Consider the following 26,743-nt stretch of genomic DNA (forward strand, 5'->3'; position numbering starts at 1 on the left):
AGGGCTAACTGCCCTCTTTTTTACTTGCTTAACGACATCCCCGGCTATTTGCCCAATTGCGACAATAATTTACTTGGTGATATGACCTCTTGATCCAAGATCAGCTCGATGAGAGCGCCCTTCTTGCTTGCCAGAGCCTTGGTAAAGGCGGGAGCAAATTCGTCTGTTTTGCTTACCCTGAAGCCAGGAATGCCAAAGCTATCAGCAAACTTTACAAAATCAGGGTTAGTTAAACCAGTTGCAATAACGCGGGACTTAAATTCTCGCTCTTGATGCATGCGAATCGTCCCCAACATACTATTGTTTACAACAAAAACGATTGGAAATGCTTCATACCTTGCCGCGGTAGCTAACTCTTGGCAGTTCATCATGAAATCCCCGTCGCCACAGACTGCAATTACCACCTTATGTGGATGAACAATTTTTGCTGCAATTGCCGCCGGCAAGCCATAACCCATTGAGCCGTTGGCTGGAGCCAACTGCGTTTTAAAAGGTCCGTAGGGATAGAAACGATGTACCCATGTTGCAAAGTTTCCCGCGCCATTCGTAACGATGGAGTCGCGAGGAATGGAATTTGGCAAAGAACTCATAATCTGGGCTAATTGCAAATCACCGGGCACGGTTACAGGACTTGCAAATGCTAAATATTCAGCATGGGCCGTTTTTAATTCATCTGGATTGTGATTACCGCCCATCTTTACGCCATTTAAGGCAGCGCAAAAATTTTCTGGACTGCAATTGAGTGCAAAGTCAGGTCGATAAACGCGGCCCAATTCCTCTGGACCGGAATGCACATGTATTAATGTATTTTTTGCTTTCGGAACGCTTAATACACTATAGCCTGCAGTTGTCATTTCACCAAGACGCTCACCAATCACCAATAAAGCATCAGCGTCTTGCACCCGTTTCACCAATGCAGGATTGGCACCAATACCTAAATCACCAGCAAATGCAGGATTCAGATTATCTAAAAGATCTTGCGAACGAAAGCTGGTGGCAACGGGAACGCCCTCTTGATTTGCCCAAGCCGTTAAACTATCGCATGCAGCGCGGTTCCAATTTCCACCCCCTGCAATCACCATGGGGCGTTGAGCATTAGCAAAAACTTGCATCGCTTGATCAAATACCTTTGCATCAAGCCCCGGCTGAACGATATGGGCTGGAGCAAGCGGATGTTCATCGCCAATCATATAAAGAACATCCTCTGGCAAAGCTAATACAACGGGCCCCTTACGTCCTGCTTGCGCCACATGAAATGCGTGAGATACAAACTCATCGATACGATCGACACGATCAATACTGCCAACCCATTTTGCGCATTCAGAATACATACGGCGATAGTCAACTTCCTGAAATGCCTCACGTTCAACCATGTCCGTTCCCACTTGGCCAACCAATAAGACCATTGGGGTGGAATCTTGATATGCGGTGTGCACTCCCACCATCGCGTTTGATGCGCCTGGACCACGAGTGACCATCAACACCCCTGGCTTGCCTGTTAATTTTCCATAGGCTTCCGCCATGTATGCGGCGCCGCCTTCTTGGCGACAGGTGATAAATTGGAATTGAGGATGATCCACTAAGCCATTTAATAATGGCAGGAAACTTTCCCCAGGCACCCCAAAGGCGACATCTACTCCCTGTCTCACTAAAGCGTTTGCCAAAATTTGGCCGCCATTAAGCGACTTACCTAATGTCCCCATTCTTTTTATGCTTTCTCTTTATTCTATCTAATAGATACTGAAGTCTATGGTGCGTTTATTGAAAGTTATCACACTTTGCCCCCATTCAAGTGAATTCATAGCCTTGACTGACATATACTTTGCAAAACGATTAAAAACTAGACCAATTCAGCAGGAGACAAGGACATGAGGCTTTTTTCTTATCGAGCATCAGACAGCAAGGAAAGTGTTGGCGCACTAATTCAGGGTAGCGATAATGAATTCATAGATCTATGCTCTACCGACACACAGCTACCCAATAGCTTGCAGTTGATTATTCAAGATGAACAACTAATGCGTCGAGCTGATGCTGCCCTCAAGAATCCAAAAGCAGTACGTGGCAATATCAAATCCATTGCATTCAAGACTCCTATTGATAGACCTGGAAAAATTGTTTGCATGGGCCTGAACTATGCAGATCATGCCAAAGAAGGTGGAAATGCAAGGCCTGAGTACCCCAGCTTTTTTATGCGCGGGCCAAGTTCACTGACCCCGCACCTGGGCCCCATCATTAAACCCCGCGTTTCAGACAAGCTAGATTACGAAGCAGAACTTGCATTTGTTGTTGGCAAAAAAGCGCGTCACCTCACTTTAGACAATGCATTAGATTGCGTAGCTGGCTATAGCATTTTTAATGATGGCAGCATTCGTGATTACCAACGTAAAACCACGCAGTGGACTATCGGCAAAAACTTTGATCAAACCGGCGCATTTGGTCCGTGGTTGGTAACGCCAGATGAACTTCCCGCTGGATGTAACGGACTAAATATCCAATCACGACTCAATGGTCAAGTGATGCAAAATGCAAATACCAAGGATTTTCTTTGGGGGATTGCGGAGACGATTGTTCTGATCTCTGAATGTATGACTCTAGAGCCAGGTGATGTTGTAATCACCGGCACCCCCGCAGGCGTCGGCTATGCCAGAACTCCTCCTGTTTTTATGAAAGCTGGAGATATTTGCGAAATTGAGATTGAATCCATTGGCATATTGCGCAACACCATTGCTGACGAGTAAGCCCAAAGCTGATCGTTGGCTATACAAAACACTCTCTAAGGCTGTTTAAAGCGGCATTTTGAGTGGTTTCTGGCCAGGCAAGCACCCTAATCAAGCATTAAAATGGGGTCATGATGAAAACGCCTGAACTCCTTGCCCCAGCGGGCAGCCTACAGATGCTCCAAACTGCTTTTGATTTTGGAGCAGATGCTATTTACGCTGGCCAACCACGCTACTCCTTACGCGTACGAAATAATGACTTTGGAAAAATAGAGGTCTTAAAGCAAGGTATTGATACCGCTCACGATTTAGGCAAGAAGTTTTATTTAGTCTCAAATCTATTGCCTCACGGAGCAAAGACTCGCACTTACATTCGCGACATGTCCCCTGTAGTGGCATTGAAACCAGATGCTTTAATCATGTCGGATCCTGGCCTCATCATGATGGCAAGAGAGGCTTGGCCGGATATGCCAATTCATTTATCGGTTCAAGCTAATACGGTAAATGGTGCTTCTGCTAAATTTTGGCGTTCTGTTGGCATCAGTCGCGTGATTCTGTCTCGTGAATTGTCTTTTGATGAAATTGAAGAAGTTCGCCAAGACTGTCCTGAGATGGAGTTAGAGGTTTTTGTTCATGGTGCTTTATGTATTGCTTATTCTGGACGTTGCCTTCTTTCAGGTTATATGTCTCATCGCGACTCTAACCAAGGGGCATGCACCAATGCTTGTCGCTGGGACTATAAGGTAAAGCCCGGACAACAAAATCAAAGTGGCGATGTCGTCTTACTCCAAGAAGCTAGACGACCAGATGATTTAATGCCCATGGAAGAAGATGAGCATGGCACTTACATCATGAACTCCAAGGATTTACGCGCCATTGAGCACATTGAAAGACTGACCAAAATGGGTGTGGATTCTTTCAAAATTGAAGGCCGCACAAAATCACCATACTATGTAGCTCGTACTTGCCAGGCATATCGCACTGCGATTAATGATGCTGTTGCTGGAAGGTCATTCGATACTACATTACTCGGGAATCTAGAAGGTCTAGCCAATCGCGGATACACCGATGGCTTCTATGAACGTCATCACGATAAGGAATATCAACTCTACATGCGTGGCCACTCTTTATCAGGAAGAAGCCTATACGTGGGCGAGACTTTGGATATTGATCATACAAATGGACGAGTAAGGATTGATGTAAAGAATCGGTTTTCTGTGGGCGACAAATTAGAGATCATTGAGCCCAATGGAAATCAAGACATCGTTTTAGATCAAATGTGGAACATGAATGGAGAGCCTATTTCTGTTGCGCCAGGATCTGGCCATTTTGTGTGGATCAAATTAATACCAAAAGGTAATAAAGCATATATTGCGCGCTACACCAACGATCCCGCACCAATTGAGACCAACTCCTCTTGCTCGAATAGCGAATCCTGCTGTAACGCTTAATTCCGATTGATTGAAATCCACATATGAATACAGCCCTCGATGCCAACCCAACAAAATCAACCTTTAAAGAAAAATTAGTTGATGAAGCCAAGAAGGCATTTATTCTCACTCTATATTTAGGCACATGGTTCTGCGCTCTTGCATTTTTGGCGGCAACTTTACTTGATGAGCGCCCCATCCCCCTTAGCATTTTTGGATTTGCGTTAATCAAGGCCGGCATTACTGCGAAGTTTTTATTGATTGGGCAGGCTATTTACCCCATTACAGTGAATAAAACTCATGGCATTGTGAGATCGCTTCTAGTTGAATCACTCATTTACATCGCAATAGTTTTGGGCTTGAACTATGTAGAGGCTGGCATTGATGGTGTCATTCACGGGAAAAACTTTTTAATCTCCGTGACCGCCTTTGGACAAGCAAATCCATTGAAAATAGTCGCCTTCTCTTTTGTGTATTGGCTCATTATTTGGCCGTATCTAATGCTTGCCGGCATGCAATTAATGTTAGGCAAAGAGCATATTTGGAGTCTATTTTTTGGCTCCAAAAATTCAAGTAGAAACTAACTTAATGAAATTGAATTTGCTGACTAGATCTTGGTCATCATTTCAATTATTGTTTTTCCAGGCTGGAGTTTTATTTGTAGCGCTATTACTTTCATTGAATACATACGCACAAGAAATTGAAGCGCGAGCCTACTCCAATGCCCCCATCGGCATGAACTTTATTACTGGCGGCCTGGCGCAAGCAAAGAGTGGTTCCTACACCCTTAATACGCAAGCCTTAAGTCTTACTCATGTGATTGATGTGGCAGGTCAATCAGGCAGACTTACATTAGTTCTACCCTATGCTGAGCTAACGGGCACCGGTCAAGTGGGCGCACAAACCATTAATGCTTCTGCAGAAGGTCTATCAGACCCTCTCATTAAAGCCTCAGTGAATCTCTATGGGGCTCCAGCACTTACTAATAGTGAGTTCATGAGCTACCGACAGGATTTAATTATCGGCGCCAGCATTGCCGCCTCGATACCCTGGGGGCAATACAACAGCAATCAGATGATTAATGTTGGCGCCAATCGATCACTCATTCAACCAGCAATGGGGCTCTCTCAAGCAGTTGGACCCTGGAGATTAGAACTTGCAGGTATGGCAACAATCTATACAAGCAATAACAATTTCATGGGGAACAATACGCTTTCTCAGAATCCAATGTATTCAGGTGAGACTCATGTTATTTACTACTTCCCTAATACGGCCTGGATTTCTGCTGATGCTACGTATTACACTGGCGGCCAAACCTACGTGAATGGTCTGGCAGTGAGTGGCGTACAAGAGAACTGGCGTTTTGGTAGCACCCTGTCTTATCCAATTGATAAAAATAATTCTATACGTCTAAGTGGCAGTAAAGGGGTTTACTCACGAACCGACACTAGTTACAACGCGGTTGGTATTTCTTGGCAATATCGCTGGGGTGGCACCCCTTAGCCTTTAGTCCTGAACCCTTAGGCACCGCAATGTAGGTATCGCTACAATCGAGTTAATTACATCATTATTAGAAATAAACCGAGACAATCATGAATTCCAAACCTAAAGACCCTAAAACTCCACCCGAAACCGGCCTTCGTAAGGGTCTTACTAGCTATGGAGACAAAGGCTTCTCTTTGTTTCTACGTAAAGCCTTTATTAAAGGTGCTGGGTACACCAATAGCGCTTTAGATAGACCCGTCATTGGCATTATTAATACTGGCAGTTCATATAACCCATGCCACGGTAATATGCCCCAATTGATTGAGGCAGTGAAGCGTGGAGTCATGCTTGCCGGCGGTCTACCAATGGACTTCCCCACTATCTCTATTCATGAGAGTTTTTCCTCCCCCACTTCAATGTATTTACGCAACCTGATGTCGATGGATACCGAAGAGATGCTGCGTGCACAACCAATGGATGCCGTAGTCATGATTGGTGGTTGCGATAAGACCGTCCCAGCACAAATGATGGGCGCAGCTTCTGCGGGCTTGCCAGCTATTCAACTTATTACTGGCTCTATGCTCACCGGCTCTCATCGCTCCGAGCGTGTTGGCGCCTGCACCGATTGCCGTAGATATTGGGGCAAGTTCCGTGCTGGTGAAATTGATGAAGTACAAAAGGATGAAGTGAATGATCAATTGGTCGCCAGTGTAGGTACCTGCTCCGTCATGGGAACCGCTAGCACCATGGCTTGTATCTCGGAGGCCTTAGGGATGACCGTACCTGGTGGCGCATCGCCTCCTGCAGTAACTGCTGATCGCATTCGGATTGCTGAGGAGACAGGAACCAGAGCCGTTCAAATGGCCAAAGATGGTCTCACGATTGACAAGATTTTGACTGCTGATGCTTTTGAGAATGCTATGCGTGTATTGCTAGCCATTGGTGGCTCAACCAATGGCATTGTTCACCTAGCCGCGATTGCCGGTCGCATGGGCCTAGAAATTGATCTCGATGCCCTAGACAAGATGGGTGATGAGACTCCCGTATTGTTAGATCTAAAGCCATCAGGCGATCATTACATGGAGAACTTCCATGATGCGGGCGGTATGACCACATTGTTACGCGAGCTCAAACCCCTTCTCAAACTCAATGCCATGACCGTTACTGGTAGAACCCTAGGTGAAGAGATTGATGCGGGACCCGCTAGCTTCAAGCAAGATGTCGTGCGTAAGTTCAATGACCCAATTTACCCTCGTGGCAGCATTGCCGTTCTGCACGGCAACCTTGCTCCAGGTGGCGCCATCATCAAACAATCAGCTGCTAATGAAAAGTTAATGGAGCATGAAGGTCGTGCGGTTGTCTTTGAAAATGCTGAAGACTTGGCGAACCGCATTGATAGTCCAGACTTAGATGTCACCGCGGATGATATTTTGGTTCTCAAGAATATCGGACCTAAAGGCGCTCCAGGTATGCCTGAGGCAGGTTATATCCCTATTCCGATGAAGTTAGCAAGAGCTGGCGTTAAAGATATTGTGCGGGTATCGGATGGTCGCATGAGCGGTACAGCATTTGGCACCATTGTGCTGCACGTCACTCCAGAATCCGCTATTGGCGGTCCATTAGCTTTTGTACGCAATGGCGATCGTATTCGTTTATCGGTCAAGAATCGTGAGATCAGCCTTTTGATATCTGATGAAGAACTGGCTAAACGGGCTAAAGACAACCCTGTCACCATTCCAACCGCAGAACGTGGTTACAAGAAATTATTCTTGGATACGGTGACGCAAGCAGATAAAGGCGTGGATTTTGACTTCTTGCGAGCTGCAAAAATGGTTGGCAAAACGCCTAAGAGATAAATTCTCGTGCCGCCCGTAAGCCACAAGATCTTATAGTTTTCGGAGTTCGCGCCGTAATATCTTCCCAACATTGGATTTGGGAAGTTCATGCGCGAATACAACCTTTCTGGGCCTCTTATAGCTAGTTAAGGTTTCTTTGCAGTACTGCAATACATCTGCTTCCGTTAGGTGATGGTCAGACTTGACGATATACGCCTTCACTATCTCGCCGAGCTTTCGATGCGGAACGCCAATCACCGCGCACTCTTGTACACCGGGCATTTGTGCCAAGACATCCTCAACATCATTCGGAAAAACTTTAAAACCAGCAACTACGATCATGTCCTTCTTGCGGTCCACGATTTGAATATGACCACTCTCGGTAACGAGTCCAATATCACCTGATTTAAAGTAGCCATCCGCAGTCATGCAGTGTGACGTCTCTTCAGGCTTATTCCAATAGCCTGCCATTACTTGAGGGCCTTTGATACAGATCTCCCCAGGAGCGCCATTGGGTAACTGAACCCCATCATCGTCCAGAATAACTACGTCTGTACTAGGCATGGGAGGCCCAATATGCCCAGTGAAATGACTTTCTAATGGGCTATTTACACAAACGACTGGTGAGGTTTCAGATAGACCATAGCCTTGAGCAATTGGACAACCTGTAATGGCTTGCCAGTGGTCAGCGGTTTTTTTATGAACAGCCATACCGCCACCAATCGTGACTAATAGATTAGAGAACTTCACCTTTTTGAATTCAGGTCGATGTATCAACGCATGAAATAAGGTATTTACACCCGGGAAGATATTGATATTGGGATGTTTGATGAGCAACTTAATAAAGCCATCGATATCTCGTGGATTAGCTACCAATATCAAGGTAGCCCCCTTTGCGATGCCCAAAAATGCGCATGCAGTCAATGCAAATATATGCGTCATTGGCAGAGCACACAAAAATTGCAATTGCTGATCCGCTTTCTTGAGGCCTGGATTTAGCCACATCTCAATTTGCGCTAAATTAGACAAGATATTTCTATGGAGCAATACAGCGCCTTTAGATATTCCGGTAGTACCACCGGTGTATTGCAAAAAAGCAATGTCATCTAATCCAATAACAGGTCTCTGAAATTGACGCTTACCACTCGCTCGTAGTGCCTCTTTGAAACGAATGTGCTCAACATCCCACAAGGGGATCAGTTTCTTAATGTTGCGCGCCACCCAATTAATAATGTATCCCTTTAAACCCAGCAACTCTCCAGGGCTGCTCACAATGACTTTTCTAAGAGGGATTGAATCGGCAACTTGCTCATAGATATGAGCAAAATTTTCCATCATGACTAATACACTTGTTCCACTATCGAGCAACTGAGTCTCTAGCTCTCGCGCTGTATATAAGGGATTAATGTTTACTACAACATATCCAGCACGCAATACACCAATCATCGATACAAGATACTCAATTACATTGGGGTACATTAGGGCGATGCGCGCACCCTTTTCGAGATTCAGACCCTGCAAATAGGATGCAAAGTCTTTTGAGAGCCGATCAATCTGGCGATAAGTAAAAAATCTACCCATTGACTCGGCAGCCTTACGGTTACCAAAGTGGTCAAATGAAGTCTCAAAGAATTCTGGAAGCGATGAATAGGCCAAAGGGCCGATTTCTGGATCCACTCCAGGAGGATAGTTTTTAATCCACGGTTTTGAGGCGCTCATGCCGTTTTCAAATTCTCATAAGTACGCTAATCAGTTAGCTCCCTAAACTAACTTTTTGGCACCTTTCAAAACCTTAATGGCACCCCATCCAAGAGCCAAAACTTTGCTTGCCAATTTGGGCTTGTAATGCGCTAGCGCTGCAAAAGCACTTGTCCAAAGTAGAGGATTGTCCCTAACAAAATGAAATGCATCGATACCCTTGTCAGCCCAAGATAAAGGCTTTTCCCAAGGCGTAAAGTGTCTTGCAAATTCAAGCCGCTCCTTCTGTGATTGCATTTGAAGCTCCGAGCGCCTAAGTAATAAGCTTTTTAGCTTTTGATTCATAAATTAACGATTTAGCTCTTCAGCATCTTTTGTCAACTCTGCAATAGACGCCTCAAATAGTTTGGGCATCGTACGCAGAGACTGAATCACAAGTGCGGACAAAATAATACCAATGGATATAAAAGCACCTGTCAATAAACTAAGTGCCAGCATTCGATCGGACTCCCAACTATAAATCACGATTAAGAGCGCAAGCATCACCAATCCAAAGAATAGAAAAAATAATGCTGACACGATCATCACCAGAGACTGCAGAAACTTACTTCTAGCGATTTGCACATCTACCGAGAGTAACTCTAAGCGTGTTTGGGCGATTGATGCGCCCGTGGCAACTAGATTTTTTATTGATGAAAGTAAATTTTCTTGTGACATAAATACCTAGCGTCGACGAATAAAAAGGCCGATCAATAAGCCTAATCCTGCGGCCACTCCAATGGCCTCCCAGGGATTACGATGCACAAAATCGTCCGCTCCAGCAGCTACAGCTTTTGCCTTATCGGTCAGATCGCCCTCAAGACTGGAAATTTTCTCTTTTGCACCAGAAATTGTTTCCAGCGCCTTGTTGCGTAAATTACCGATCGTTTCACCGGGGTGATCTTGGGTTGCCTTGATTAACGTTTCAGCATCCGCCACTAGGGATTTGAATTCATCGATTAATTGATCTGCGTGCTCGGATTTTTTTGCGGTCATGATAGTTTCCTGTAATCACGTCTATTCTAAGCACTTCTATAGCTAGACCCAAGCAGTAACACCGTCATCCCAGCATTAGAGGCTTTGAAATGCCTCAAATAGCGCTTAAGACTGGGGCGCTTCTTCATCAAATCGTGATATGCAGGACTTCCATAGGGAACATTTTCTCCGTAAAAATACTCACCCACCCGGTCTGCATAACGATTAGTTTCAAGAGCTTCATGTATCGCTCTCTTAATATGGCCGCCCTGGCCGGATGAACCATACCCGTGGATTAGGATGATTGCCTTGATTCCTAAATCCTGAGCCGCCCTAAGATATTCCGTCAATTGATCAAGAGCCACTTCTACTGTAGGAAACCCCTGCTTAATATTGAACTCAAATGCATCAGTCAATACATTAGGCAACGCTGTACTGGCACAAGACTGGCACGAACCCATCATATGCCTGGGGTTTCCACAATCAGAGCACTCAAATTCATGACCCATATGATTCCTGCTATAAATACATAAACTATTAAAAGGAGACAAAGATGTATAGAAGCATTATCAAGGGTCTTGCGCTAGCCTGCATCCTGGTGCCGATCATTTCACTTGCCCACAAACCCACAGACCCACCGCACCAGCAATACCCCGAAGGAAATTTCCAACTAGAAAATGGTTCGGTCATTCAAGACTTTAGCCTTTCTTATACCACCCAAGGCACCCTAAATTCCGACAAGAGCAATGCCATCCTCATGGTAACCGCCATCGGAGGCAACCATCACCGCATTGACTATCTGATTGGGCCAGGTAAAGCTTTGGATACTAATAAATACTTTGTGATTTGTACTGATGCAATTGGCAATGGACTAACAACCTCCCCATCGAATAGCAAGGCTCAGCCAAACATTAGCTTCCCTGAATTCAACATACGAGATATGGTGAATAGCCAACATCAATTAGTTGTAAATCATTTTGGCATTAATAAACTGGTAGCAGTAATAGGCGCCTCTATGGGTGGTATGCAAGCCTTGCAGTGGGCTGTTTCTTATCCCGATGCTATGCAGTCCGTCATCCCAATAATCCCCTTGGCTAAAACTCCCGCATGGACTACTGGTGTCCTTGAAATGCTTCGTCAAAGCATCATGACAGACCCAACATACCAAGGCGGAAAATACGATAAACCTGTTGAGCAAGGGATGCGGCTTTGGGCTGGATGGCTAAGTGGTGTAATCGTTAGAACACCTGCATATCAAGATCAACTAAACCCCACCCCAAATGCCGAAATTGAATACCTGAAAAAAATTCAAGACGCCGGCTGGAAACGTATGGATGCTAATGACTGGATATGGCAATCGCGAGCCTATGATCGACACGATGTAGGCTTCACCAAGGGATTTGATGGCAACACTACCGCCGCACTGAAATCTATTAAAGCAAAAACATTAATTCTGGCGGGAACTGGAGATTTACTTAATCCAGAGTCTGATGCCAAATCTACCGCCAAGCTTATTCCTGGAGCAAAATACATTGCAATTAATGATCGACTACCGATGGGTCATCTATCTGGCGCTGGCATTACTGAAGCTGAAAACGATCTTCAAAATAAATCAGTAAAAGCCTTTTTGTCCACCATAAAGCAGTAGACAAGGAAATCCTTCAAGCAACACACACCAACCCCGCCATTTGCGGGGTTAATTATTTATTGCCTTAAGAGCAGTACTTTGACTCGAGTGTGGCTGCGTTACTAGACTTATCATCCACCATCAAATTCAACTTTTTATAAGCCATCTCTTTATTTTCTGGTGTCTTGAGGTGGCGTTCAATCAAACTAGCGACATCCTTACGAATGGATGTATTGCCATACTGCAGACCTTTTAATGTTGATACTGCTTCAGCAGAAATTTTGCATTGCTGACTTACCAACGCAGATGAATCGGACGATGTACTTGCATACGCAAATGCTGCAAGTGAAATTGTTACACCTGCTAATAGAGTTTTTTTCATCTTAGTTCCTTATTTTGTGACCACATGTTGGACAGCAACCCATATCTTTTGCTCTCGTCTTTCTAAGAGCGGCATACACACTGGATTCTGAAATCTCCATCTTTCTAGCGGCTTGAGCTGCGCTCATGCCCCTCCCTATCCACTCCAAGGCTTGATGTGTTTTCGGTATCTGTCTCTTCATTTCATCTCCCAGTTCATAGACTATAACACAACTTCACAACTTGTGAAGTTGTGAAGTATAGTAATTTCATCATGACAAACCCTAATAAACGGTGTCATTTTTTGAAATTGACGAAAAGTGATCCAGGAAACCCCAGAAATAGTCTTGGGGTGATTGGAATAGTATGATTTGGGGAAACTAAGGAGCCATATATGTACCGTCTTGCTTTGCTTATCTCTTTTGCCTTGGGTCTAAGCGCTTGTGCCAACAACGATAAAAAAATCAGCTCATGGGAGGTAAATGATGTTTACCAATCCACTACCGTTACCCCAAATCCATCAACTGGTGGAAAAACTTATCTAGGGCCATCAGTTAATACGATGGATGAGTCTAATACCTATGAAATGTTTAATCTTCGTTCAGCAGAATCGCTACAAGGATCGAAGGCATACGAACTACAGATACATCTCACCTATTTCAATCAGGTGCGCGACTACAACTCTGCAAGACTCATTAACGGACCAGTGAGCAGCTTTAAGGTCATCTCAAAAGAGGCTGGACTTTGCGAATCTAGAGGTTGCATGTTTAAGGAGTTGCTATCCATCAAAGTAACTGACGCATTCTTAAAACAGAATATGAAAAATGGTTTTGAACTGAAGATTGGCTCTAAAGCTGGGGTTACAAGCGTTGTATACATTCCACCGCAGTACATACAGGGATACTTGAAAGCGGTAGATGGTGTTGCTTACTAGGTCCTAGTGGTAAAGGTCTTGCCGCCCTTGCTTGATTTTTTTGAAGCAACAAAAAACCGCCCGAAGGCGGTTTTTCTTTTGACAACTAATACTAATTAAGCAGCTTTGCGGCTTTTAGCAGCTGGCTTAGCTACAGCGTATTGACCTTGAAAGTTAGCCAATGCAGCATCAACATTCTTTTCAAAAGTAGCGAATGCGTCAGTAGCAGTTGCACGAACTTGGTCAAATTGTTGAATAGAAGCTTCGAAAGCAGTTTTGAATGCAGAAACAAATGCCTCAGAACCAGCAGGAGCAGATTTAGTAGCTTCTTTAACAAACTTAACTAAGTCATCACGTGCATCATCGATAGAAGCATCAACAACTTGAGCAACTTCTTTGTTGCCATTGCGAACAACTTTGTTTACCTTGGCTTGGTAAGCAGCAGCATATTTAGCAGCTTCTTGAGCAGCTTCTGGCTGAGCCAACTTAGCTAATTGCTGAGCATCTTTAATAGCCAACAACTGTGCGCTAGCATCTTGTGCAGCAGCCATTGCATCTTTAGCAGCAGCTTGATTGATTTCTGCCAATTCTTGAGCACTTTCAACTGCTACTTGTGCCAAATGTTTAGCATTCTCAACAGCTTTAGCTTGAGCTTGAGCGATTTGATCGTTTAATTGATTCTGGAACATGATTAATCCTTTAAGAAAATTTGGTTACGTTTTTTGTTGCGATGCACCATTGTTCCAAACTTTTTGCTGTATTGCAACAATTATTTGCTGCTTAGCAACAAATTAATAGGTATATATTATTTTATTGTTTATTTTCAATGACTTAGGAGTTAACAATAGGCAACAAAAAACCCAGAAAATCAATAGATTTACTGGGTTTATTTGAAAAGTACTGGCGGAGACGAGAGGATTCGAACCTCCGATCAGAGTTTTAGCCCCGATGCTCCCTTAGCAGGGGAGTGCCTTCGACCAGCTCGGCCACGTCTCCGTACTTTTACAACTGTTTACTACTAAATGCGCCCCACAGTTTAACGGATAACCGCTTCAGAGGGGTTTTACTAGCCTTTTGAGGGACTTACTTCTGATCCAACTCAAACGCCTTATGTAGAGCTCGTACCGCCAATTCCATATATTTCTCATCGATCACAACAGAGATCTTGATTTCGCTAGTAGAGATCATCAGGATATTGATACCCTCTTCTGATAGGGTGCGGAACATTTTGCTAGCGATACCAACATGCGAACGCATGCCAACACCGACTACAGAAACTTTGGATACTTTAGGATCCCCTGAAATTTCTTTAGCCTCAATGTGCGCTTGCACTGTGTTCTTCAGAATGTCCAGAGCCTTTTGATAATCAGCACGTGGTACCGTGAATGTGAAATCTGTCTTTCCTTCAACAGACTGATTCTGAATAATGATGTCCACATCAATATTTGCATCAGCGATTGGTCCTAGGATTTGATACGCGATGCCTGGGCGATCAGGAACTCCAAGTACGGTGATCTTCGCTTCATCACGCGCAAAGGCGATACCGGAAATAACGGCGGCTTCCATAGTGCTATCCTCTTCAAATGTAATCAAGGTGCCCGACTTCATTTCTTGGTCTAAAGGCATCAATGGATCTGTCAACGATGACAGAACACGGGTTTTAACTTTGTACTTACCAGCAAACTCAACAGAACGAATCTGCAATACCTTCGAGCCTAAGCTAGCCATCTCAAGCATTTCTTCGAAAGTAATCTTATCCAAGCGTCGCGCATCTTCGCAAACACGTGGGTCAGTTGTATAAACACCATCAACGTCGGTATAGATTAAGCACTCATCCGCTTTTAGTGCGGCTGCCATTGCTACAGCAGACGTATCCGAACCACCACGACCTAATGTAGTGATGTTGCCATCTGGGTCAACACCCTGAAAGCCAGTGACAACAACCGCACGACCCGCATTCAGATCATTCAGAATCTTCTTGTCATCAATGCTCTTAATGCGCGCTTTGGTAAACGATGAATCCGTATTCACGGTCACCTGCCAACCAGCGTAACTCACTGCATCGATACCCTCATTCATCAATGCTAATGCCAGCAGACCTGAGCTAACTTGCTCACCTGTAGAGGCAATTTGATCCAACTCACGTGGACTTGGATTTGGATTAATTTCTTTTGCCAAACCGAGCAGGCGATTCGTCTCGCCTGACATAGCAGATGGCACAACCACAACTTGATGGCCAGCACGCATCCATTTAGCAACGCGCTTTGCAACATTCGCGATGCGCTCAACTGAACCCATCGAGGTGCCGCCATACTTATGAACAATAAGAGCCATAAAAACTGTCTGTTCCGTCTTTTAAAACAGGAAAAGTATTCCTGAGGATCTAAAAAGGTCTTATTTTACAGGGTTTTACACCCTAGATAGACGTCTGCAGCCACTCTGGCCAAACCCGAGGCCCGGAATCCATTAAATGCGGATAGCTCACCCCTACTCCAGCGATCGCAATCAGCTCTTTATCGATATAGAGCAAAGGCGCATGACGTTGCCATGGCGGAACATCGCTCTCCTGAAATAGATTTTTTAAGGATCTGCGTGGTGAATTAGCTTTGATTTGTAATTTCTCAGCGCCCGATCTCACCCTAAAGGAAATCAAACCTTTCTTTTGAGCCTCTTTGACCCAAGCAGCACTTAATCCGGGTTTTTTACTTCTGATTGGAACCGGTTGAAAGATCCACTCCCCATCCAGCTCTGCAGATACTTGTATCTGCCCCCTCCAAAGTCGAATGATTTGACCGTCATGCATCCATTCCAACTGCGCATCCGACTTCACCGTAGCAAGATCGCGCCACCAAGAGGCTAGCCGCTCTTGAGAAGGCATTCCAAGGCCCTTGGTTTTGAGCCAATAACGCATAACATTGTTTGCAGCCGGTAAATCTCGATTGGCTAAGGCTTTCAGTTGCTTGCTATCCAGAGCCTCTTCTTGGATGATCACTTGACCATCCATTTCAGCCAAGCGATCCAACAACATCTGAGACTCACTCATCAAGCTGGCACTTCTGGAAAGATTCGCAACTGCTTCAGGTTGAATTTTTTCTAATTTAGGAATAATTTGCTTACGAATAGCATTGCGCTTAAAGACATCATTCTGATTACTTGGGTCCTCTACCCACTTAAGCTTATGTTCTTTCGCATAAGACTCTAATTCTGCGCGACTTTGATTCAGTAGCGGGCGCCATAAAGTAATTTGATTGGTTGGCGTCTGTAACTCGCGAATATTCGGCATGCCAGATAAGCCGGCAACACCAGAGCCTCGTAACAACTGCAAGAGAACAGTCTCAGCTTGATCGTTCTGGTGGTGTGCCAAGAGAAGGTCAGCAATACCATACTCCTCACAAAGCTCTGCCAGCGCATCATACCTACCCTTACGAGCTCTTGCTTCAATATTGCCCTCACTCTTTTGATCTGCTAGATGTAGTAGGCGAAAGTCAAAATGGATTTGATATTTTTTTGCAAGCTTCTCACAAAATAGCAACCAATCATCAGCCGGCTTTTGCAAGCCGTGATGAATATGAAAGGCGTAGATTTCTACAGCGGGATTTTTACTCTTGGCCTGTGAACGACAAGCCGTATCGAGTAACACCACCGAATCAAGGCCACCGCTTAAAGCAACCGCAATTCGTTTTGGTGCTTTAGGACTTAGTCGCAACTTCCTTGAACTTGCCATAACTCATTAAGCGCTCATGGCGACGCTCAAGCAACGCGTCCGTTTTCATGCCATCAAAAGTTTTGAGGGATTCAGCAAGTGCTTTGCGCATATTGCCCATCATCACATCATAATCACGATGCGCACCCCCAATAGGCTCGGAAACAATCTTGTCAATTAAGCCAAGCGCCTTCAAGCGCTGAGCCGTCAGGCCTAATTGTTCAGCAGCCTCCGAAGCTTTATCTGCCGTCTTCCACAAAATCGAGGCACAACCCTCAGGTGAGATCACGGAATAAGTAGAGTTTTGCAGCATCAAGACGACATCACCCATCGCAATTGCCAAAGCCCCTCCAGAACCGCCCTCACCAATAATGGTGGCGATAATTGGAACTTCTAATTCAGCTTGAACATACAAGTTACGTCCAATTGCTTCAGATTGATTTCGCTCTTCAGCATCAATTCCGGGAAATGCACCCGGTGTATCAACAAAGGTAAATACCGGAATACCAAATTTTTCAGCAAGACGCATCAAACGCATTGCCTTGCGATAACCTTCAGGGCGACTCATGCCAAAGTTGCGTAATGCACGCTCTTTTGTGTCGCGACCTTTTTGATGGCCAATGACCATGCATGGTTGATTATCAAATCGAGCTAAGCCGCCAATGATAGATTGATCGTCTGCAAAAGTGCGGTCACCATGTAACTCATGGAAATCAGTAAATAGTGCGCCCACATAATCTAAGGTGTAAGGTCTTTGAGGATGTCGCGCAACTTGAGAGACTTGCCATGGGGTTAAATTGGCATAGACATCCTTAGTGAGCTGAAGACTCTTTTCAGAAAGCGTTTTGATCTCATCGGAAATATCTACCGATGATTCATCTTGTACAAAACGCAGCTCTTCAATCTTTGACTCTAATTCGGCGATTTGCTGCTCAAAATCCAGGAAAGTCGTTTTCATAGTCTGATTTTAATATTCAACCGGGATGGGGTCGATACTTCTCCACATATACCAAGTGGCAACCGTACGCCATGGGGCCCAATTAGCCGCCACTTCCCTAGCTTCATGACGGCTTACAGGCTCGCCACTGAAGTAATTGAGGGAAATAGCCTTAATTAGTCCAACATCGTCCAAAGGAAGGATATTAGGGCGAATCAGGTTAAAAATGAGGAACATCTCGGCAGTCCAGCGCCCAATACCCCGAATAGAGCTTAATTCCTGAATTACGCTCTCATCGTCCATATCTTGCCATTGATTGGCATGGAGTCGCCCAGAATGAAAATGGTCCGCCAAATCCTGGATGTATTCCACCTTGCGCCCAGACAAGCCTGCGGCACGCAACTCTTCAACCGAAAGCGCCAGAATATTTTTGGGGTTCATCTTTTTCTTGCTGGCGATAAGCACCCTATCCCAAACAGCTTGTGCTGCCGCTACAGAAATTTGCTGACCAACAATTGCTCTTGCCAATGTTGTGAAAGCATCACCACGTGTTACCAAAAAACCAGATCCATACTTAGGAATGATTTTTTTTAAGATCCGATCTTGCTTCATTAATTCACGGCAAGCTTGCTCCCAATATTCGGGGGCACCATCTACAGGAATTCGCTTCTCTTTAACTGTTGCCACTACGCTCTTCGCCATTCGGTAACGCCACCCGGCTTATCCTCTAGAACAACGCCCTGCTCTAGCAAGGTTTTACGAATGAGATCTGCCTTAGCAAAATCCTTGGCTTGCTTGGCTGCAACTCGAGCAGTAATTTGCTCTTCAATGTAATCCGCTTGTAAACCATCTTCGCTCTTAGACCCCATTTGTAAAAATTCAGTTGGATCTTTTTGCAAGAAATTGAGCATGCCCCCAAGCGTCTTAAGGGTGGCGGCAAGGGTTACCTTGTCCTGACCTTGCGCACGATTCACCTCGCTCGCCAGCTCAAAAAGAACCGCTATTGCTTCTGGTGTATTGAAATCATCATTCATCGCCTCCGTGAAACGCTGAACCCACGAGCTTTTAGGGTCTAATGAAAAACTGCTGATGACAGGTGCCTGCGCTAAAGCGGTATACAAACGCACCAATCCAGAACGTGCTTCCTCTAATTGTGCATCGCTGTAATTGATTGGACTACGGTAATGAGCTTTGAGCATGAAGAATCTCAATACTTCCGGATCAAAACTTTTTAATACATCTCGAATCAAGAAAAAGTTGCCTAATGATTTAGACATCTTCTCTTCATTTACGCGAATGTGGCCGTTATGCATCCAATAATTAACAAATGGCGCATCACTGTCTTTGCGATTCTGCCCGTACAAAGCGCCTTCGCTTTGAGCGATCTCATTCTCATGATGCGGAAACTGTAAGTCAGCACCGCCACCATGAATATCGAAATGCTCACCCAATAAATCACATGACATTGCAGAGCACTCAATATGCCAGCCTGGTCGACCTTCGCCCCAAGGGGAAGCCCAACGGGTATCAGCCGGCTCTTCTGGCTTCGCGCTCTTCCACAAAACAAAGTCGAGTGGATCGCGCTTACCGCCTCCAACAGCGACGCGCTCACCCGCATTGAGCTCATCTAAAGTTTTGCCAGATAGTTGGCCATAACGCGGCAGCAAACGAACCGCGAAGTTCACATCGCCATCTTCCGCCTGATAAGCAAGCTCATTCTCAATCAACTTACCAATCATTCCTTGCATTTGTTTAATGTAGTCAGTTGCACGTGGCTCTTGATCTGGATGCATTAAACCCAGCTCATCTGAATCAGCGTGCATGGCATCGATAAAGCGATTGGTTAATGCTGCGATTGGCTCGCCATTCTCTAGCGCGCGATTAATAATCTTGTCGTCGATATCGGTGATATTGCGTACATAAAGCACTTCATATCCGCTTGCTCTTAACCAACGAACCACCATGTCAAACACGATCATGACCCTAGCGTGGCCAATATGACAGAAATCATAGACCGTCATGCCACAGACATACATCTTCACCTTGCCCGGCTCGATGGGCTTAAAAACCTGTTTTGAACGGTTAAGAGTGTTATAGATTTGCAGCATAGGGCTATAAAGGAGGGGGAAGGCGGTGCTAATTTGTTAGACTGAGCGCTGAGTATATCGAATGAGCCAGTTTTTCACCTTCATCCCTATGTTTGAGTCCCGAAAAGTAGCGTTAGTACCATTTTCAAGTCCTTTCAAGGCTTTTGCCATTCTTGTAGGCTTAGCGGTGCTTAGCGCTTGCAGCACCCCTGCACAACAACTAGCGGATGCCCAAATTGCAGCAGTGAATAAACAAGAAGCGAAAACACCGGAAGCACAAACTCAGGCTTATTTAGGCAGCTACGGTCCGGGAGATCCTCCTCGCCTATCAACCGATGCGCCCTATGATCCATTGAATCCTGAATTGTCAGAAACAGTTGGTGTTCCATTTTTATCGTTTCTGATTATCGAGCCAGATCCGGTGACCAAAAATGCTGTGCCGTCAGATATTGAAAAACTCGTTAAGGCTCGCAAATATCAAGATGCAATCAACGCAATTAATGACCGTCTGAAAAAGACTCCACGCAATGTGCAGTTACGTTATGTAAAAGCACGTTTACAAATTGAATTGCGTGACTTTGATGGCACCAAGAAAACCTTAATTGAAATCACCCAACAATTTCCAGAGCTACCAGAGCCTTACAACAATCTTGCAGCAATTGCAGCCAACCAAGGTAAATGGATTGAAGCGCGTGATTATCTTGAGTTAGCACTCAAGCTCAGACCAAGCTACAGCCTTGCTGCCGCTAATTTAGGTGAAGTCTATGTTCGCCTAGCCGCGAAAGCCTATGAAGACGCTGCCGCCAATACCCAATTAAATCAACGCCTCTACACCAATCGGGCCAAATACCTATTAAATCTATTGAAGCCACAAACCAGAGGCGCCAATAACGCAGTTACTCCCGTATCGAATTCTTCAACTAACCCACCAGAAGGTAAATTAAGCAATGGCGAAGGTACTCCTAAAAACCAATAAGGGTGATATCACCCTCTCTCTTGACTCTGTAAAAGCGCCTAAAAGCGTTGCTAATTTTTTGCAATATGTAAAAAGTGGTCACTATGACGGCACGATCTTCCATCGCGTCATTGATAACTTTATGATCCAAGGTGGCGGCATGGCACCAGGCATGAAGCAAAAGCCTACTGGCGCTGAGATTGAAAACGAAGCTAATAATGGTCTAAAAAATGAACGCGGCTCCATCGCAATGGCTCGTACCAGCGACCCCCATTCTGCGACTGCGCAATTTTTTATTAACATCAACAACAATGATTTCTTGAACCACACCGCTCCGAATGCTCAAGGCTGGGGCTACGCGGTATTTGGCAATGTGACCGATGGTATGGATGTGGTTGACGCCATTCGCAAGGTGAAGACTGGTAATGCCGGCTTTCATCAAGACGTTCCCACCGAAGACGTCGTCATTGAGAAGGCAACCGTTCTCGAGGAATGATCCCGCAACACAAGAGCGCACTGCTCATTTCAGATTTACACCTGACGCCGTCAATGCCCTTGACGGCGCAACGTTTTTTTGACTTCTGTGAAAAGGACGCCTCGCAAGCCGAGGCAGTCTTTATATTGGGTGATCTGTTTGAATATTGGGTTGGCGATGATGCTGCAAACCATTCCCCTTTTCAACACGAGGTAAAGCAAGCCCTTGCAAATCTATCAAGCAAGGTGAAGACCTATTACCTACACGGCAACCGTGATTTTCTTTTGGGACCGAGCTTCTTAAAAAAAACCGGAATGACCGCACTAAAAGATCCATCCCTAGTTGAGGTAGCTGGCAACCAATACCTCCTCGCTCATGGTGATGCTTTGTGTACTGCCGATATTGGGTATCAAGTATTTCGTGGATGGGTTAGAAAACCTTGGCTGCAAAAATTGTTTCTGACTCTACCGATCACCTGGAGACGCTCCATTGCCAACCAGTTACGCATGAATAGTCATGCGAATTATGAACGTGGTGCTCAAGCCTCTTATCAGCAGAATCAAATAAAAACGGATGTCACCAAGGAAGCATGTGCGGCATTACTAGGTACGCATTCAAGCAATAAATTAATTCATGGGCACACCCATAGGCCATCGCACCATCATGAATCATTAGGCGACCACTCTTGGCAACGCTGGGTGTTGTCCGACTGGGACTTAGATCACCCAGAAGCCGCTGCTCCGCGCGCAAATGCCCTACTGATCAACGCACAAGGAGTGCGCGCAATTGATTTAATAAAGGCCTAGCAGGCAGAATATTTTGAGAGCGACTGCACCATTTGTGCATAAATTCGGGGGTTAGCTGCCATTACCTCACCACTCTTCAAGAAGCCCTCTTCTCCGCGGTAGTTGCCTACTAAACCACCCGCTTCAGTAATCAGCAAGGCACCAGCGGCCATATCCCAAGGCTTAAGATCGCTCTCAAAGAATCCGTCATAACGACCCGCTGCGACATAAGCCAAATCCAATGAGGCTGCTCCTGGACGACGTAAACCAGCGCACTGACGTGACATCTCAGCAAAAATCTTTAAGTACTTTTCTAGATCTTGATCTTCACGATAAGGAAAGCCCGTACCAATCAATGAATTACTCAAGCGATCTTGTGTCGCTACGCGTAGACGACGGCGATCGAGATAAGCCCCTGCTCCGCGGGTTGCTGTAAATAATTCATCGCGGTTAGGGTCATAGACAACCGCTTGTTGAGTTACACCATTTACCGCTAGAGCAATAGATACGGCATATTGCGGAAAACCATGTATGAAATTCGTTGTGCCATCCAATGGATCAATGATCCAAACGTTTTCAGCATCAATGTTTTGCTCGCCTGTTTCTTCAGCTAAGAAACCATGTGTTGGATACGCTTCGCTTAAGGTCTCAATGATGGCCGCTTCAGCAGCTTTGTCCACCTCAGTCACAAAATCATTGTGCTGCTTGCGATCCACCTGAAGCCTCTCTAAATTCAGAGATGCACGATTGATTACAGTTCCTGCGCGACGGGCGGCCTTGACGGCCACATTTAACATGGGATGCATAGATTGGATGGACAAATTAAATAAGAACAGGGCTGTAATATTGCCCAAACTGCATGACAATACAAAGCTAATATCATGATTCTAAACGATTTACCCTTTTACCCCCTCAGCACCTAAACCATGAACCTTGATAAAGCCCATTTGCTACGCTGGATTCTGGTGGAAACTAGCCACCCCGGCAATGTGGGGTCAGCTGCCAGAGCCATGAAAACAATGGGCTTTGATGATTTGCGCTTGATCAGACCCAAAATTCAGGGAATTGGTAACGAAGCCGAGGCAATTGCCCTTGCCAGCGGTGCAGCCAACCTGCTTGAGTTAGCAACTGAACATGAATCACTTGACCAAGCCGTCCAAGGCTACTCATTAGTATTGGGCCTCACCAGCAGAGATCGAGAATTTGGCCCGCCTGCTCTTGACTGGCAATCTGCACTAGAGCTAATTGCCGAAAATGCTCAAAATCAATCAAAAACCGCTTTGGTATTTGGTCCAGAAAGAACGGGCCTAGAAAATCACCATCTATCTTTATGTACCCATCGGGTATGGCTTGATGCCAACCCAGACTACCCCTCTCTGAATCTTGCCCAAGCCCTAATGGCTTGCGCCTATACCCTTCGGCAAACACTGCAAAACAATGCCTCAGGTGACACCTCTAAAAATCGAGATTCCACCCTCGATTTAGCTGACCCAGCCGCCATCACTGCGATGCTTGAGCATTGGCGATCGGGGCTTGAAGCAATTGGCTATTTGGATCCATCTAATCCCAAAAAACTGATGCCCAGACTGGAAGCGCTATTTGCCCGCAGCAGACTACGAAAAGAGGAAATTGATCTTTTACGGGGTATCGCAAAACAGATGCTCCTGAGAAAATAATCTAGCCCCGTTAAAATCAAGCCATGTTTAATTCACTATTCGACCAAGTTGACTCCATCATTGTCCGAGATCCGGCTGCAAGAAACCGTCTCGAGGTGATTACCTGCTATCCGGGTTTACATGCCGTCTGGTTGCATCGCATCTCCCATTTTTTTTGGAATCTTGGCTTAAAGTGGATCGCACGATTTCTGTCGATGTTTTCCAGATTAATTACCGGCATTGAAATTCATCCTGGTGCAAAGATTGGTCGTCGCGTATTTTTAGATCACGGCCTAGGAATTGTGATTGGCGAAACCACCGAAATTGGCGATGACTGCACCATCTATCAAGGGGTTACTTTAGGGGGCACCTCTTTATATAAAGGCGTTAAACGTCACCCAACATTAGGTAAAGGTGTTGTTGTCAGCGCAGGAGCAAAGGTGCTGGGTGGCTTCACCGTTGGAGATGGCGCACGCATTGGATCAAATGCAGTTGTTCTGAAAGAAATTCTGCCCGGCGCTACTGCTGTCGGCATACCTGCACGCGTTCTACACCCTGACTTGCCACAAAGCACAGATAGCAAAACGAAAGAATATTTTTCGGCTTATGGCGTTACGCCCAATGTCGATGACCCTGTATCTATGGCGCTCAAAGGGTTAATCGATGCAACGATCCAACAAGAGGCGAAGATTGCTCAACTAGAAAAAGCGCTCGCTAAACTCAGTAATACCCCCGCTGAAGTCGGCACTGTCACCGATACAAAACGCGATCTTGGCGCCATTAAGGAATGGCTTAAAGAGTAATTAGTGAAGCGTTCTTGAGGCATGACCTTGAAGACCGAGAGCTTTCTCTAAAAACTCTTCCTCATCATCTTCAGCGTCATTTGGCATACCAAATGTGAAATTCTCGCCCCCTTCTGGATGACGATTTTCAATCTCATCTTCAGTAGCAGCTCGAACATCCTCAACCCGAACCCAAAAGCGTAACGCCATTCCAGCTAATGGATGATTACCATCTAAAACCACTTGATTATCGGCAACATCCGTTACCGTATAAATCAACGGTTCCGCTTCAGCATCTTCATCCTCTTCTGCGCCGGCTTCTTGCGTGGCATCATCAGACTCCGCATCCACCTCTGGAACACCCTCAAACTGCATCCCCACTTCTAGAGGCTCAGGAAAACGAGCACGCGGTTCAATTTTGAGCAACTCTGGATCATACTCACCAAACGCCTCGTTCGGCTCCAGCTGAATTGTGGCTTCATAGCCAATATCCTGACCGTCGAGCAATGCCTCAATTTTCGGGAAAGTCCCCTCATAACCTCCATGCAGATAGACCATTGGTGAATCTGGCTCTTCAATCACATTATTTTGTGCATCGGTGAGCTTATATCGAAGGGATACGATCGTATTCTTTTGAATCTTCATGCGCAATTTGTCGTACATTTATTTTGAATGATTTACTGCTGCTTTACACTGACTTGTATTGCCAGCTATTTGGCCTTTAATTGATGAGTATTTTACTTGAGCAAGCCCTATCAACCGCCCCTAGCCCCCAAAAACCTGCCTATTAGCGATCCATGGGCCCTATTTGGCGGAATTAGCCCCAAGCGCTTCATGCAGGACTACTGGCAAAAGAAACCGCTTTTGATTAGAGGTGCAATACCGGCATTTTCAATGGCCTCTCAGAATGGTGGGCCTACTTTAGCAAGTCCGATTTCTTATGTGGAGTTGATTCAGCTTGCCAGCCAAGAAGAAGTCGAAAGCCGCTTGATCCAATCTCAACCATGGCGCTTTGAGCATGGACCCTTTCAAAAGAAAGCAATTCCGAGTCTTAAAAAATCAAGCTGGACGCTACTCTTGCAAGGCATGGAAGCGCATCACCCAGCTGCAGCAAATATTCTGTCTTGGTTTCGCTTTATACCGGATGCCCGTCTTGATGACCTCATGATTAGCATTGCCGGCGTTGGTGGCGGCGTTGGACCACACTTCGATTCATATGATGTATTTTTAATTCAGATGGCTGGGCGCAGGCAGTGGCGAATCTCAGAGCAAAAGGATTTAAGCCTCAACCAAAAATTGCCTTTAAAGATTTTACAAAACTTTCAATGCAAGCAGGAATGGGTTTTAGAGCCAGGCGATATGCTTTATCTGCCGCCTCATGTGGCCCACGACGGAGTTGCACTGGATGCCGGCTGCCAAACTTGGTCTGTTGGGTTTCGCTCGCCCAGCTTTAAGGAGTTACTGCAGGAGGGTCTATGGCGCCTTGCAGAGTCTCTTGAGAATATTCCAGAACTCGAGCAAAAGTTTGCCGATCCTAAACAGACTGCCACTACAAATGCGGAGCAACTTCCCGCTGAGCTGATTAAACAGCTGAGCACTCAGCTACAAAAACTTAAGCTGCACCAAATAGATGCATTTCTCCCTGGGGTCACTGCTTACTTGTCCGAACCTAAGCAGCAGGCTTTTTTTGATGGTCCTAGCAAACCTCTGAATCCAAACGCTTTTCTAAAAAAGCTGTCGCAAAAGCACCTAAAACCAAGCCCGCAAACTCGAATCTTAAGCCTAGGAAAAACGGTCTATTGCAATGGTGAAGACGTCACTAGAGACCAAGCCCCTAAGGTGATTGCGGCGTGGAACACCCTTTCTGCTAATAAGCTTTTCAAAGCTTCCGTCATGAGCGATATTCAAGGCTCAAGCCTTTATGAAGCCTATCTTGCTGGGTGGCTGATTTTCGAGCAATAAATAAAGACGTGGCTATAATAATTACAGGAAAATACTTAGGGATTTGCCCTTGGTTTATCCAACAACAATTATCGATAATTGATGTTTAATTTTTTTAAGAGGAAATTACAAATGAAGAAGTCACTCGTATTCGCTGCTATGTTAGCTATCGCTTTGGCCGCTTGCGGTAAAAAAGAAGAAGCAAAACCTGCTGAAGCTCCTGCTGCTGCTCCAGCCGCTCCTGCTGCTGAAGCTCCTGCTGCCGCTCCAGCTGCACCTGCTGCTCCAGCTGCACCTGCTGCTGACGCTAAGAAGTAATCTTCTTCATGAAGAAAAAAGCCGCT

General features: G+C 45.4%; 29 protein-coding genes and 1 tRNA gene. 14 read left to right on the forward strand and 16 right to left on the reverse strand.

Translation table 11 applies throughout. From position 1 onward, the window contains the following. Positions 1-44: 44 nt before the first annotated feature. On the reverse strand, positions 45-1,703 hold the full coding sequence (locus IC571_RS05645) for a thiamine pyrophosphate-binding protein (RefSeq protein ID WP_215315352.1): 1,659 nt from the start codon (positions 1,701-1,703) through the stop codon (positions 45-47). A gap of 165 nt (positions 1,704-1,868) precedes the next feature. Between IC571_RS05645 and IC571_RS05650 the strand changes: the two genes are divergently transcribed. The 5 genes from IC571_RS05650 (at position 1,869) to IC571_RS05670 (ending at position 7,488) form a co-directional block, all read left to right on the forward strand. After that, positions 1,869-2,738, forward strand: coding sequence for a fumarylacetoacetate hydrolase family protein (locus IC571_RS05650; RefSeq protein WP_215315354.1), 870 nt, complete (start codon positions 1,869-1,871; stop codon positions 2,736-2,738). Positions 2,739-2,848: 110 nt separating this feature from the next. Then, positions 2,849-4,168, forward strand: a complete 1,320-nt coding sequence (locus IC571_RS05655) for a U32 family peptidase (RefSeq protein ID WP_215315356.1) — start codon at positions 2,849-2,851, stop codon at positions 4,166-4,168. A gap of 23 nt (positions 4,169-4,191) precedes the next feature. Beyond that, the gene (locus tag IC571_RS05660; RefSeq protein WP_215315358.1) at positions 4,192-4,731 is read left to right on the forward strand and encodes a hypothetical protein; all 540 of its coding nucleotides are present in this window, start codon (positions 4,192-4,194) and stop codon (positions 4,729-4,731) included. 4 nt (positions 4,732-4,735) lie between these two features. Beyond that, on the forward strand, positions 4,736-5,650 hold the full coding sequence (locus IC571_RS05665) for a transporter (protein ID WP_215315360.1): 915 nt from the start codon (positions 4,736-4,738) through the stop codon (positions 5,648-5,650). Positions 5,651-5,739: 89 nt separating this feature from the next. Then, complete coding sequence (locus tag IC571_RS05670) at positions 5,740-7,488, forward strand: IlvD/Edd family dehydratase (protein ID WP_215315362.1); 1,749 nt, start codon at positions 5,740-5,742, stop codon at positions 7,486-7,488. A 30-nt stretch (positions 7,489-7,518) separates the two neighbouring features. On the opposite strand, the gene IC571_RS05675 is transcribed toward IC571_RS05670, so the two are convergent. Genes IC571_RS05675 through IC571_RS05695 form a run of 5 tightly spaced genes read right to left on the reverse strand, consistent with a single transcriptional unit; the run spans position 7,519 to position 10,643 of the window. Next, on the reverse strand, positions 7,519-9,186 hold the full coding sequence (locus IC571_RS05675; RefSeq protein WP_215315364.1) for an AMP-binding protein: 1,668 nt from the start codon (positions 9,184-9,186) through the stop codon (positions 7,519-7,521). A 42-nt stretch (positions 9,187-9,228) separates the two neighbouring features. Further along, entirely contained in the window at positions 9,229-9,462 is a 234-nt protein-coding gene (locus tag IC571_RS05680) for a YqjK-like family protein (RefSeq protein ID WP_251373240.1), read from the reverse strand. A 51-nt stretch (positions 9,463-9,513) separates the two neighbouring features. Then, positions 9,514-9,882: a phage holin family protein gene (locus tag IC571_RS05685; RefSeq protein ID WP_215315368.1), complete on the reverse strand. Its 369-nt coding sequence runs from the start codon at positions 9,880-9,882 to the stop codon at positions 9,514-9,516. Between the two features lie 6 nt (positions 9,883-9,888). Next, positions 9,889-10,200: a YqjD family protein gene (locus IC571_RS05690; protein WP_215315369.1), complete on the reverse strand. Its 312-nt coding sequence runs from the start codon at positions 10,198-10,200 to the stop codon at positions 9,889-9,891. Between the two features lie 26 nt (positions 10,201-10,226). Next, complete coding sequence (locus IC571_RS05695) at positions 10,227-10,643, reverse strand: Smr/MutS family protein (RefSeq protein ID WP_251373243.1); 417 nt, start codon at positions 10,641-10,643, stop codon at positions 10,227-10,229. Between the two features lie 89 nt (positions 10,644-10,732). Here IC571_RS05695 and IC571_RS05700 point away from each other — a divergent pair, with 89 nt between their 5' ends. Beyond that, positions 10,733-11,827, forward strand: coding sequence for an alpha/beta fold hydrolase (locus tag IC571_RS05700; protein ID WP_215315373.1), 1,095 nt, complete (start codon positions 10,733-10,735; stop codon positions 11,825-11,827). 64 nt (positions 11,828-11,891) lie between these two features. Here IC571_RS05700 and IC571_RS05705 read toward each other — a convergent pair whose 3' ends face one another. After that, positions 11,892-12,188: a hypothetical protein gene (locus IC571_RS05705; RefSeq protein ID WP_215315375.1), complete on the reverse strand. Its 297-nt coding sequence runs from the start codon at positions 12,186-12,188 to the stop codon at positions 11,892-11,894. A 372-nt stretch (positions 12,189-12,560) separates the two neighbouring features. Between IC571_RS05705 and IC571_RS05710 the strand changes: the two genes are divergently transcribed. Further along, on the forward strand, positions 12,561-13,100 hold the full coding sequence (locus IC571_RS05710; RefSeq protein ID WP_215315377.1) for a hypothetical protein: 540 nt from the start codon (positions 12,561-12,563) through the stop codon (positions 13,098-13,100). A 95-nt stretch (positions 13,101-13,195) separates the two neighbouring features. Here IC571_RS05710 and IC571_RS05715 read toward each other — a convergent pair whose 3' ends face one another. The 7 genes from IC571_RS05715 to cysS all read right to left on the reverse strand — a co-directional run bounded on the left by IC571_RS05715 (position 13,196) and on the right by cysS (position 19,827). Next, positions 13,196-13,768 carry a phasin family protein gene (locus tag IC571_RS05715; protein WP_215315378.1) on the reverse strand — a complete coding sequence of 191 codons (573 nt, stop codon included), beginning with the start codon at positions 13,766-13,768 and terminating at the stop codon, positions 13,196-13,198. Between the two features lie 212 nt (positions 13,769-13,980). Continuing rightward, a tRNA-Ser gene (locus tag IC571_RS05720) sits at positions 13,981-14,075 on the reverse strand. Positions 14,076-14,162: 87 nt separating this feature from the next. Next, positions 14,163-15,413, reverse strand: coding sequence for an aspartate kinase (locus IC571_RS05725; RefSeq protein ID WP_215315380.1), 1,251 nt, complete (start codon positions 15,411-15,413; stop codon positions 14,163-14,165). Positions 15,414-15,495: 82 nt separating this feature from the next. Then, positions 15,496-16,803: a tRNA lysidine(34) synthetase TilS gene (gene tilS / locus IC571_RS05730; RefSeq protein WP_215315382.1), complete on the reverse strand. Its 1,308-nt coding sequence runs from the start codon at positions 16,801-16,803 to the stop codon at positions 15,496-15,498. Beyond that, positions 16,769-17,740 (reverse strand): acetyl-CoA carboxylase carboxyltransferase subunit alpha, encoded by a 972-nt coding sequence (locus IC571_RS05735; protein ID WP_215315384.1) that lies wholly within the window; start codon positions 17,738-17,740, stop codon positions 16,769-16,771. The genes tilS and IC571_RS05735 overlap by 35 nt, the downstream gene beginning before the upstream one ends. A 9-nt stretch (positions 17,741-17,749) precedes the next feature. After that, positions 17,750-18,421, reverse strand: a complete 672-nt coding sequence (locus tag IC571_RS05740; protein WP_215315386.1) for a DNA-3-methyladenine glycosylase — start codon at positions 18,419-18,421, stop codon at positions 17,750-17,752. After that, a complete protein-coding gene (gene cysS, locus IC571_RS05745; RefSeq protein ID WP_215315388.1) occupies positions 18,406-19,827 on the reverse strand; it encodes a cysteine--tRNA ligase in 1,422 nt (473 codons plus the stop codon). Before cysS ends, IC571_RS05740 begins: the two co-directional genes overlap by 16 nt. Before the next feature lie 61 nt (positions 19,828-19,888). Between cysS and IC571_RS05750 the strand changes: the two genes are divergently transcribed. The 3 genes from IC571_RS05750 to IC571_RS05760 are packed head-to-tail and all read left to right on the forward strand — an operon-like array spanning position 19,889 to position 22,042. Next, a complete protein-coding gene (locus IC571_RS05750) occupies positions 19,889-20,782 on the forward strand; it encodes a M48 family metallopeptidase (protein ID WP_251373245.1) in 894 nt (297 codons plus the stop codon). Continuing rightward, on the forward strand, positions 20,754-21,257 hold the full coding sequence (locus IC571_RS05755) for a peptidylprolyl isomerase (RefSeq protein ID WP_215315390.1): 504 nt from the start codon (positions 20,754-20,756) through the stop codon (positions 21,255-21,257). Before IC571_RS05750 ends, IC571_RS05755 begins: the two co-directional genes overlap by 29 nt. Then, positions 21,254-22,042, forward strand: a complete 789-nt coding sequence (locus IC571_RS05760; protein ID WP_215315391.1) for a UDP-2,3-diacylglucosamine diphosphatase — start codon at positions 21,254-21,256, stop codon at positions 22,040-22,042. Before IC571_RS05755 ends, IC571_RS05760 begins: the two co-directional genes overlap by 4 nt. Here IC571_RS05760 and IC571_RS05765 read toward each other — a convergent pair. Next, positions 22,039-22,827: an inositol monophosphatase family protein gene (locus IC571_RS05765; RefSeq protein ID WP_215315393.1), complete on the reverse strand. Its 789-nt coding sequence runs from the start codon at positions 22,825-22,827 to the stop codon at positions 22,039-22,041. The genes IC571_RS05760 and IC571_RS05765 overlap by 4 nt on opposite strands. Before the next feature lie 120 nt (positions 22,828-22,947). Here IC571_RS05765 and IC571_RS05770 point away from each other — a divergent pair, with 120 nt between their 5' ends. After that, on the forward strand, positions 22,948-23,697 hold the full coding sequence (locus IC571_RS05770; protein WP_215315395.1) for an RNA methyltransferase: 750 nt from the start codon (positions 22,948-22,950) through the stop codon (positions 23,695-23,697). A 23-nt stretch (positions 23,698-23,720) separates the two neighbouring features. Beyond that, a complete protein-coding gene (cysE, locus tag IC571_RS05775; protein WP_215315396.1) occupies positions 23,721-24,479 on the forward strand; it encodes a serine O-acetyltransferase in 759 nt (252 codons plus the stop codon). Here the strand turns inward: cysE and IC571_RS05780 are convergent, their stop codons facing one another. After that, positions 24,480-25,103: a peptidylprolyl isomerase gene (locus tag IC571_RS05780; protein ID WP_215315397.1), complete on the reverse strand. Its 624-nt coding sequence runs from the start codon at positions 25,101-25,103 to the stop codon at positions 24,480-24,482. A gap of 96 nt (positions 25,104-25,199) precedes the next feature. On the opposite strand from IC571_RS05780, the gene IC571_RS05785 reads away from it, so the two are divergent. Continuing rightward, positions 25,200-26,420 (forward strand): cupin domain-containing protein, encoded by a 1,221-nt coding sequence (locus IC571_RS05785; RefSeq protein WP_215315398.1) that lies wholly within the window; start codon positions 25,200-25,202, stop codon positions 26,418-26,420. Between the two features lie 111 nt (positions 26,421-26,531). After that, the gene (locus IC571_RS05790) at positions 26,532-26,717 is read left to right on the forward strand and encodes a hypothetical protein (protein WP_215315399.1); all 186 of its coding nucleotides are present in this window, start codon (positions 26,532-26,534) and stop codon (positions 26,715-26,717) included. The last annotated feature ends 26 nt before the right edge of the window (positions 26,718-26,743 follow it).

This window comes from Polynucleobacter sp. MWH-UH2A (genome assembly GCF_018687195.1).
Lineage (GTDB): Bacteria > Pseudomonadota > Gammaproteobacteria > Burkholderiales > Burkholderiaceae > Polynucleobacter.

Excerpts from the sequence above, each read along its gene's own strand:
- IC571_RS05755 (WP_215315390.1), top strand. The coding sequence starts at position 20,754 with ATGGCGAAGGTACTCCTAAAAACCAATAAGGGTGATATCACCCTCTCT.
- IC571_RS05660 (WP_215315358.1), top strand. The coding sequence starts at position 4,192 with ATGAATACAGCCCTCGATGCCAACCCAACAAAATCAACCTTTAAAGAA.
- IC571_RS05710 (WP_215315377.1), top strand. The coding sequence starts at position 12,561 with ATGTACCGTCTTGCTTTGCTTATCTCTTTTGCCTTGGGTCTAAGCGCT.
- IC571_RS05675 (WP_215315364.1), bottom strand. The coding sequence starts at position 9,186 with ATGAGCGCCTCAAAACCGTGGATTAAAAACTATCCTCCTGGAGTGGAT.
- IC571_RS05700 (WP_215315373.1), top strand. The coding sequence starts at position 10,733 with ATGTATAGAAGCATTATCAAGGGTCTTGCGCTAGCCTGCATCCTGGTG.
- IC571_RS05770 (WP_215315395.1), top strand. The coding sequence starts at position 22,948 with ATGAACCTTGATAAAGCCCATTTGCTACGCTGGATTCTGGTGGAAACT.
- IC571_RS05705 (WP_215315375.1), bottom strand. The coding sequence starts at position 12,188 with ATGAAAAAAACTCTATTAGCAGGTGTAACAATTTCACTTGCAGCATTT.
- IC571_RS05665 (WP_215315360.1), top strand. The coding sequence starts at position 4,736 with ATGAAATTGAATTTGCTGACTAGATCTTGGTCATCATTTCAATTATTG.
- IC571_RS05655 (WP_215315356.1), top strand. The coding sequence starts at position 2,849 with ATGATGAAAACGCCTGAACTCCTTGCCCCAGCGGGCAGCCTACAGATG.
- cysE (WP_215315396.1), top strand. The coding sequence starts at position 23,721 with ATGTTTAATTCACTATTCGACCAAGTTGACTCCATCATTGTCCGAGAT.
- IC571_RS05735 (WP_215315384.1), bottom strand. The coding sequence starts at position 17,740 with ATGAAAACGACTTTCCTGGATTTTGAGCAGCAAATCGCCGAATTAGAG.
- IC571_RS05690 (WP_215315369.1), bottom strand. The coding sequence starts at position 10,200 with ATGACCGCAAAAAAATCCGAGCACGCAGATCAATTAATCGATGAATTC.
- IC571_RS05680 (WP_251373240.1), bottom strand. The coding sequence starts at position 9,462 with ATGCAATCACAGAAGGAGCGGCTTGAATTTGCAAGACACTTTACGCCT.
- IC571_RS05695 (WP_251373243.1), bottom strand. The coding sequence starts at position 10,643 with ATGATGGGTTCGTGCCAGTCTTGTGCCAGTACAGCGTTGCCTAATGTA.
- IC571_RS05790 (WP_215315399.1), top strand. The coding sequence starts at position 26,532 with ATGAAGAAGTCACTCGTATTCGCTGCTATGTTAGCTATCGCTTTGGCC.
- IC571_RS05670 (WP_215315362.1), top strand. The coding sequence starts at position 5,740 with ATGAATTCCAAACCTAAAGACCCTAAAACTCCACCCGAAACCGGCCTT.
- IC571_RS05750 (WP_251373245.1), top strand. The coding sequence starts at position 19,889 with ATGAGCCAGTTTTTCACCTTCATCCCTATGTTTGAGTCCCGAAAAGTA.
- IC571_RS05685 (WP_215315368.1), bottom strand. The coding sequence starts at position 9,882 with ATGTCACAAGAAAATTTACTTTCATCAATAAAAAATCTAGTTGCCACG.
- IC571_RS05650 (WP_215315354.1), top strand. The coding sequence starts at position 1,869 with ATGAGGCTTTTTTCTTATCGAGCATCAGACAGCAAGGAAAGTGTTGGC.
- IC571_RS05725 (WP_215315380.1), bottom strand. The coding sequence starts at position 15,413 with ATGGCTCTTATTGTTCATAAGTATGGCGGCACCTCGATGGGTTCAGTT.
- tilS (WP_215315382.1), bottom strand. The coding sequence starts at position 16,803 with ATGGCAAGTTCAAGGAAGTTGCGACTAAGTCCTAAAGCACCAAAACGA.
- IC571_RS05760 (WP_215315391.1), top strand. The coding sequence starts at position 21,254 with ATGATCCCGCAACACAAGAGCGCACTGCTCATTTCAGATTTACACCTG.
- IC571_RS05645 (WP_215315352.1), bottom strand. The coding sequence starts at position 1,703 with ATGGGGACATTAGGTAAGTCGCTTAATGGCGGCCAAATTTTGGCAAAC.
- IC571_RS05740 (WP_215315386.1), bottom strand. The coding sequence starts at position 18,421 with ATGGCGAAGAGCGTAGTGGCAACAGTTAAAGAGAAGCGAATTCCTGTA.
- IC571_RS05715 (WP_215315378.1), bottom strand. The coding sequence starts at position 13,768 with ATGTTCCAGAATCAATTAAACGATCAAATCGCTCAAGCTCAAGCTAAA.
- cysS (WP_215315388.1), bottom strand. The coding sequence starts at position 19,827 with ATGCTGCAAATCTATAACACTCTTAACCGTTCAAAACAGGTTTTTAAG.
- IC571_RS05765 (WP_215315393.1), bottom strand. The coding sequence starts at position 22,827 with ATGCATCCCATGTTAAATGTGGCCGTCAAGGCCGCCCGTCGCGCAGGA.
- IC571_RS05780 (WP_215315397.1), bottom strand. The coding sequence starts at position 25,103 with ATGAAGATTCAAAAGAATACGATCGTATCCCTTCGATATAAGCTCACC.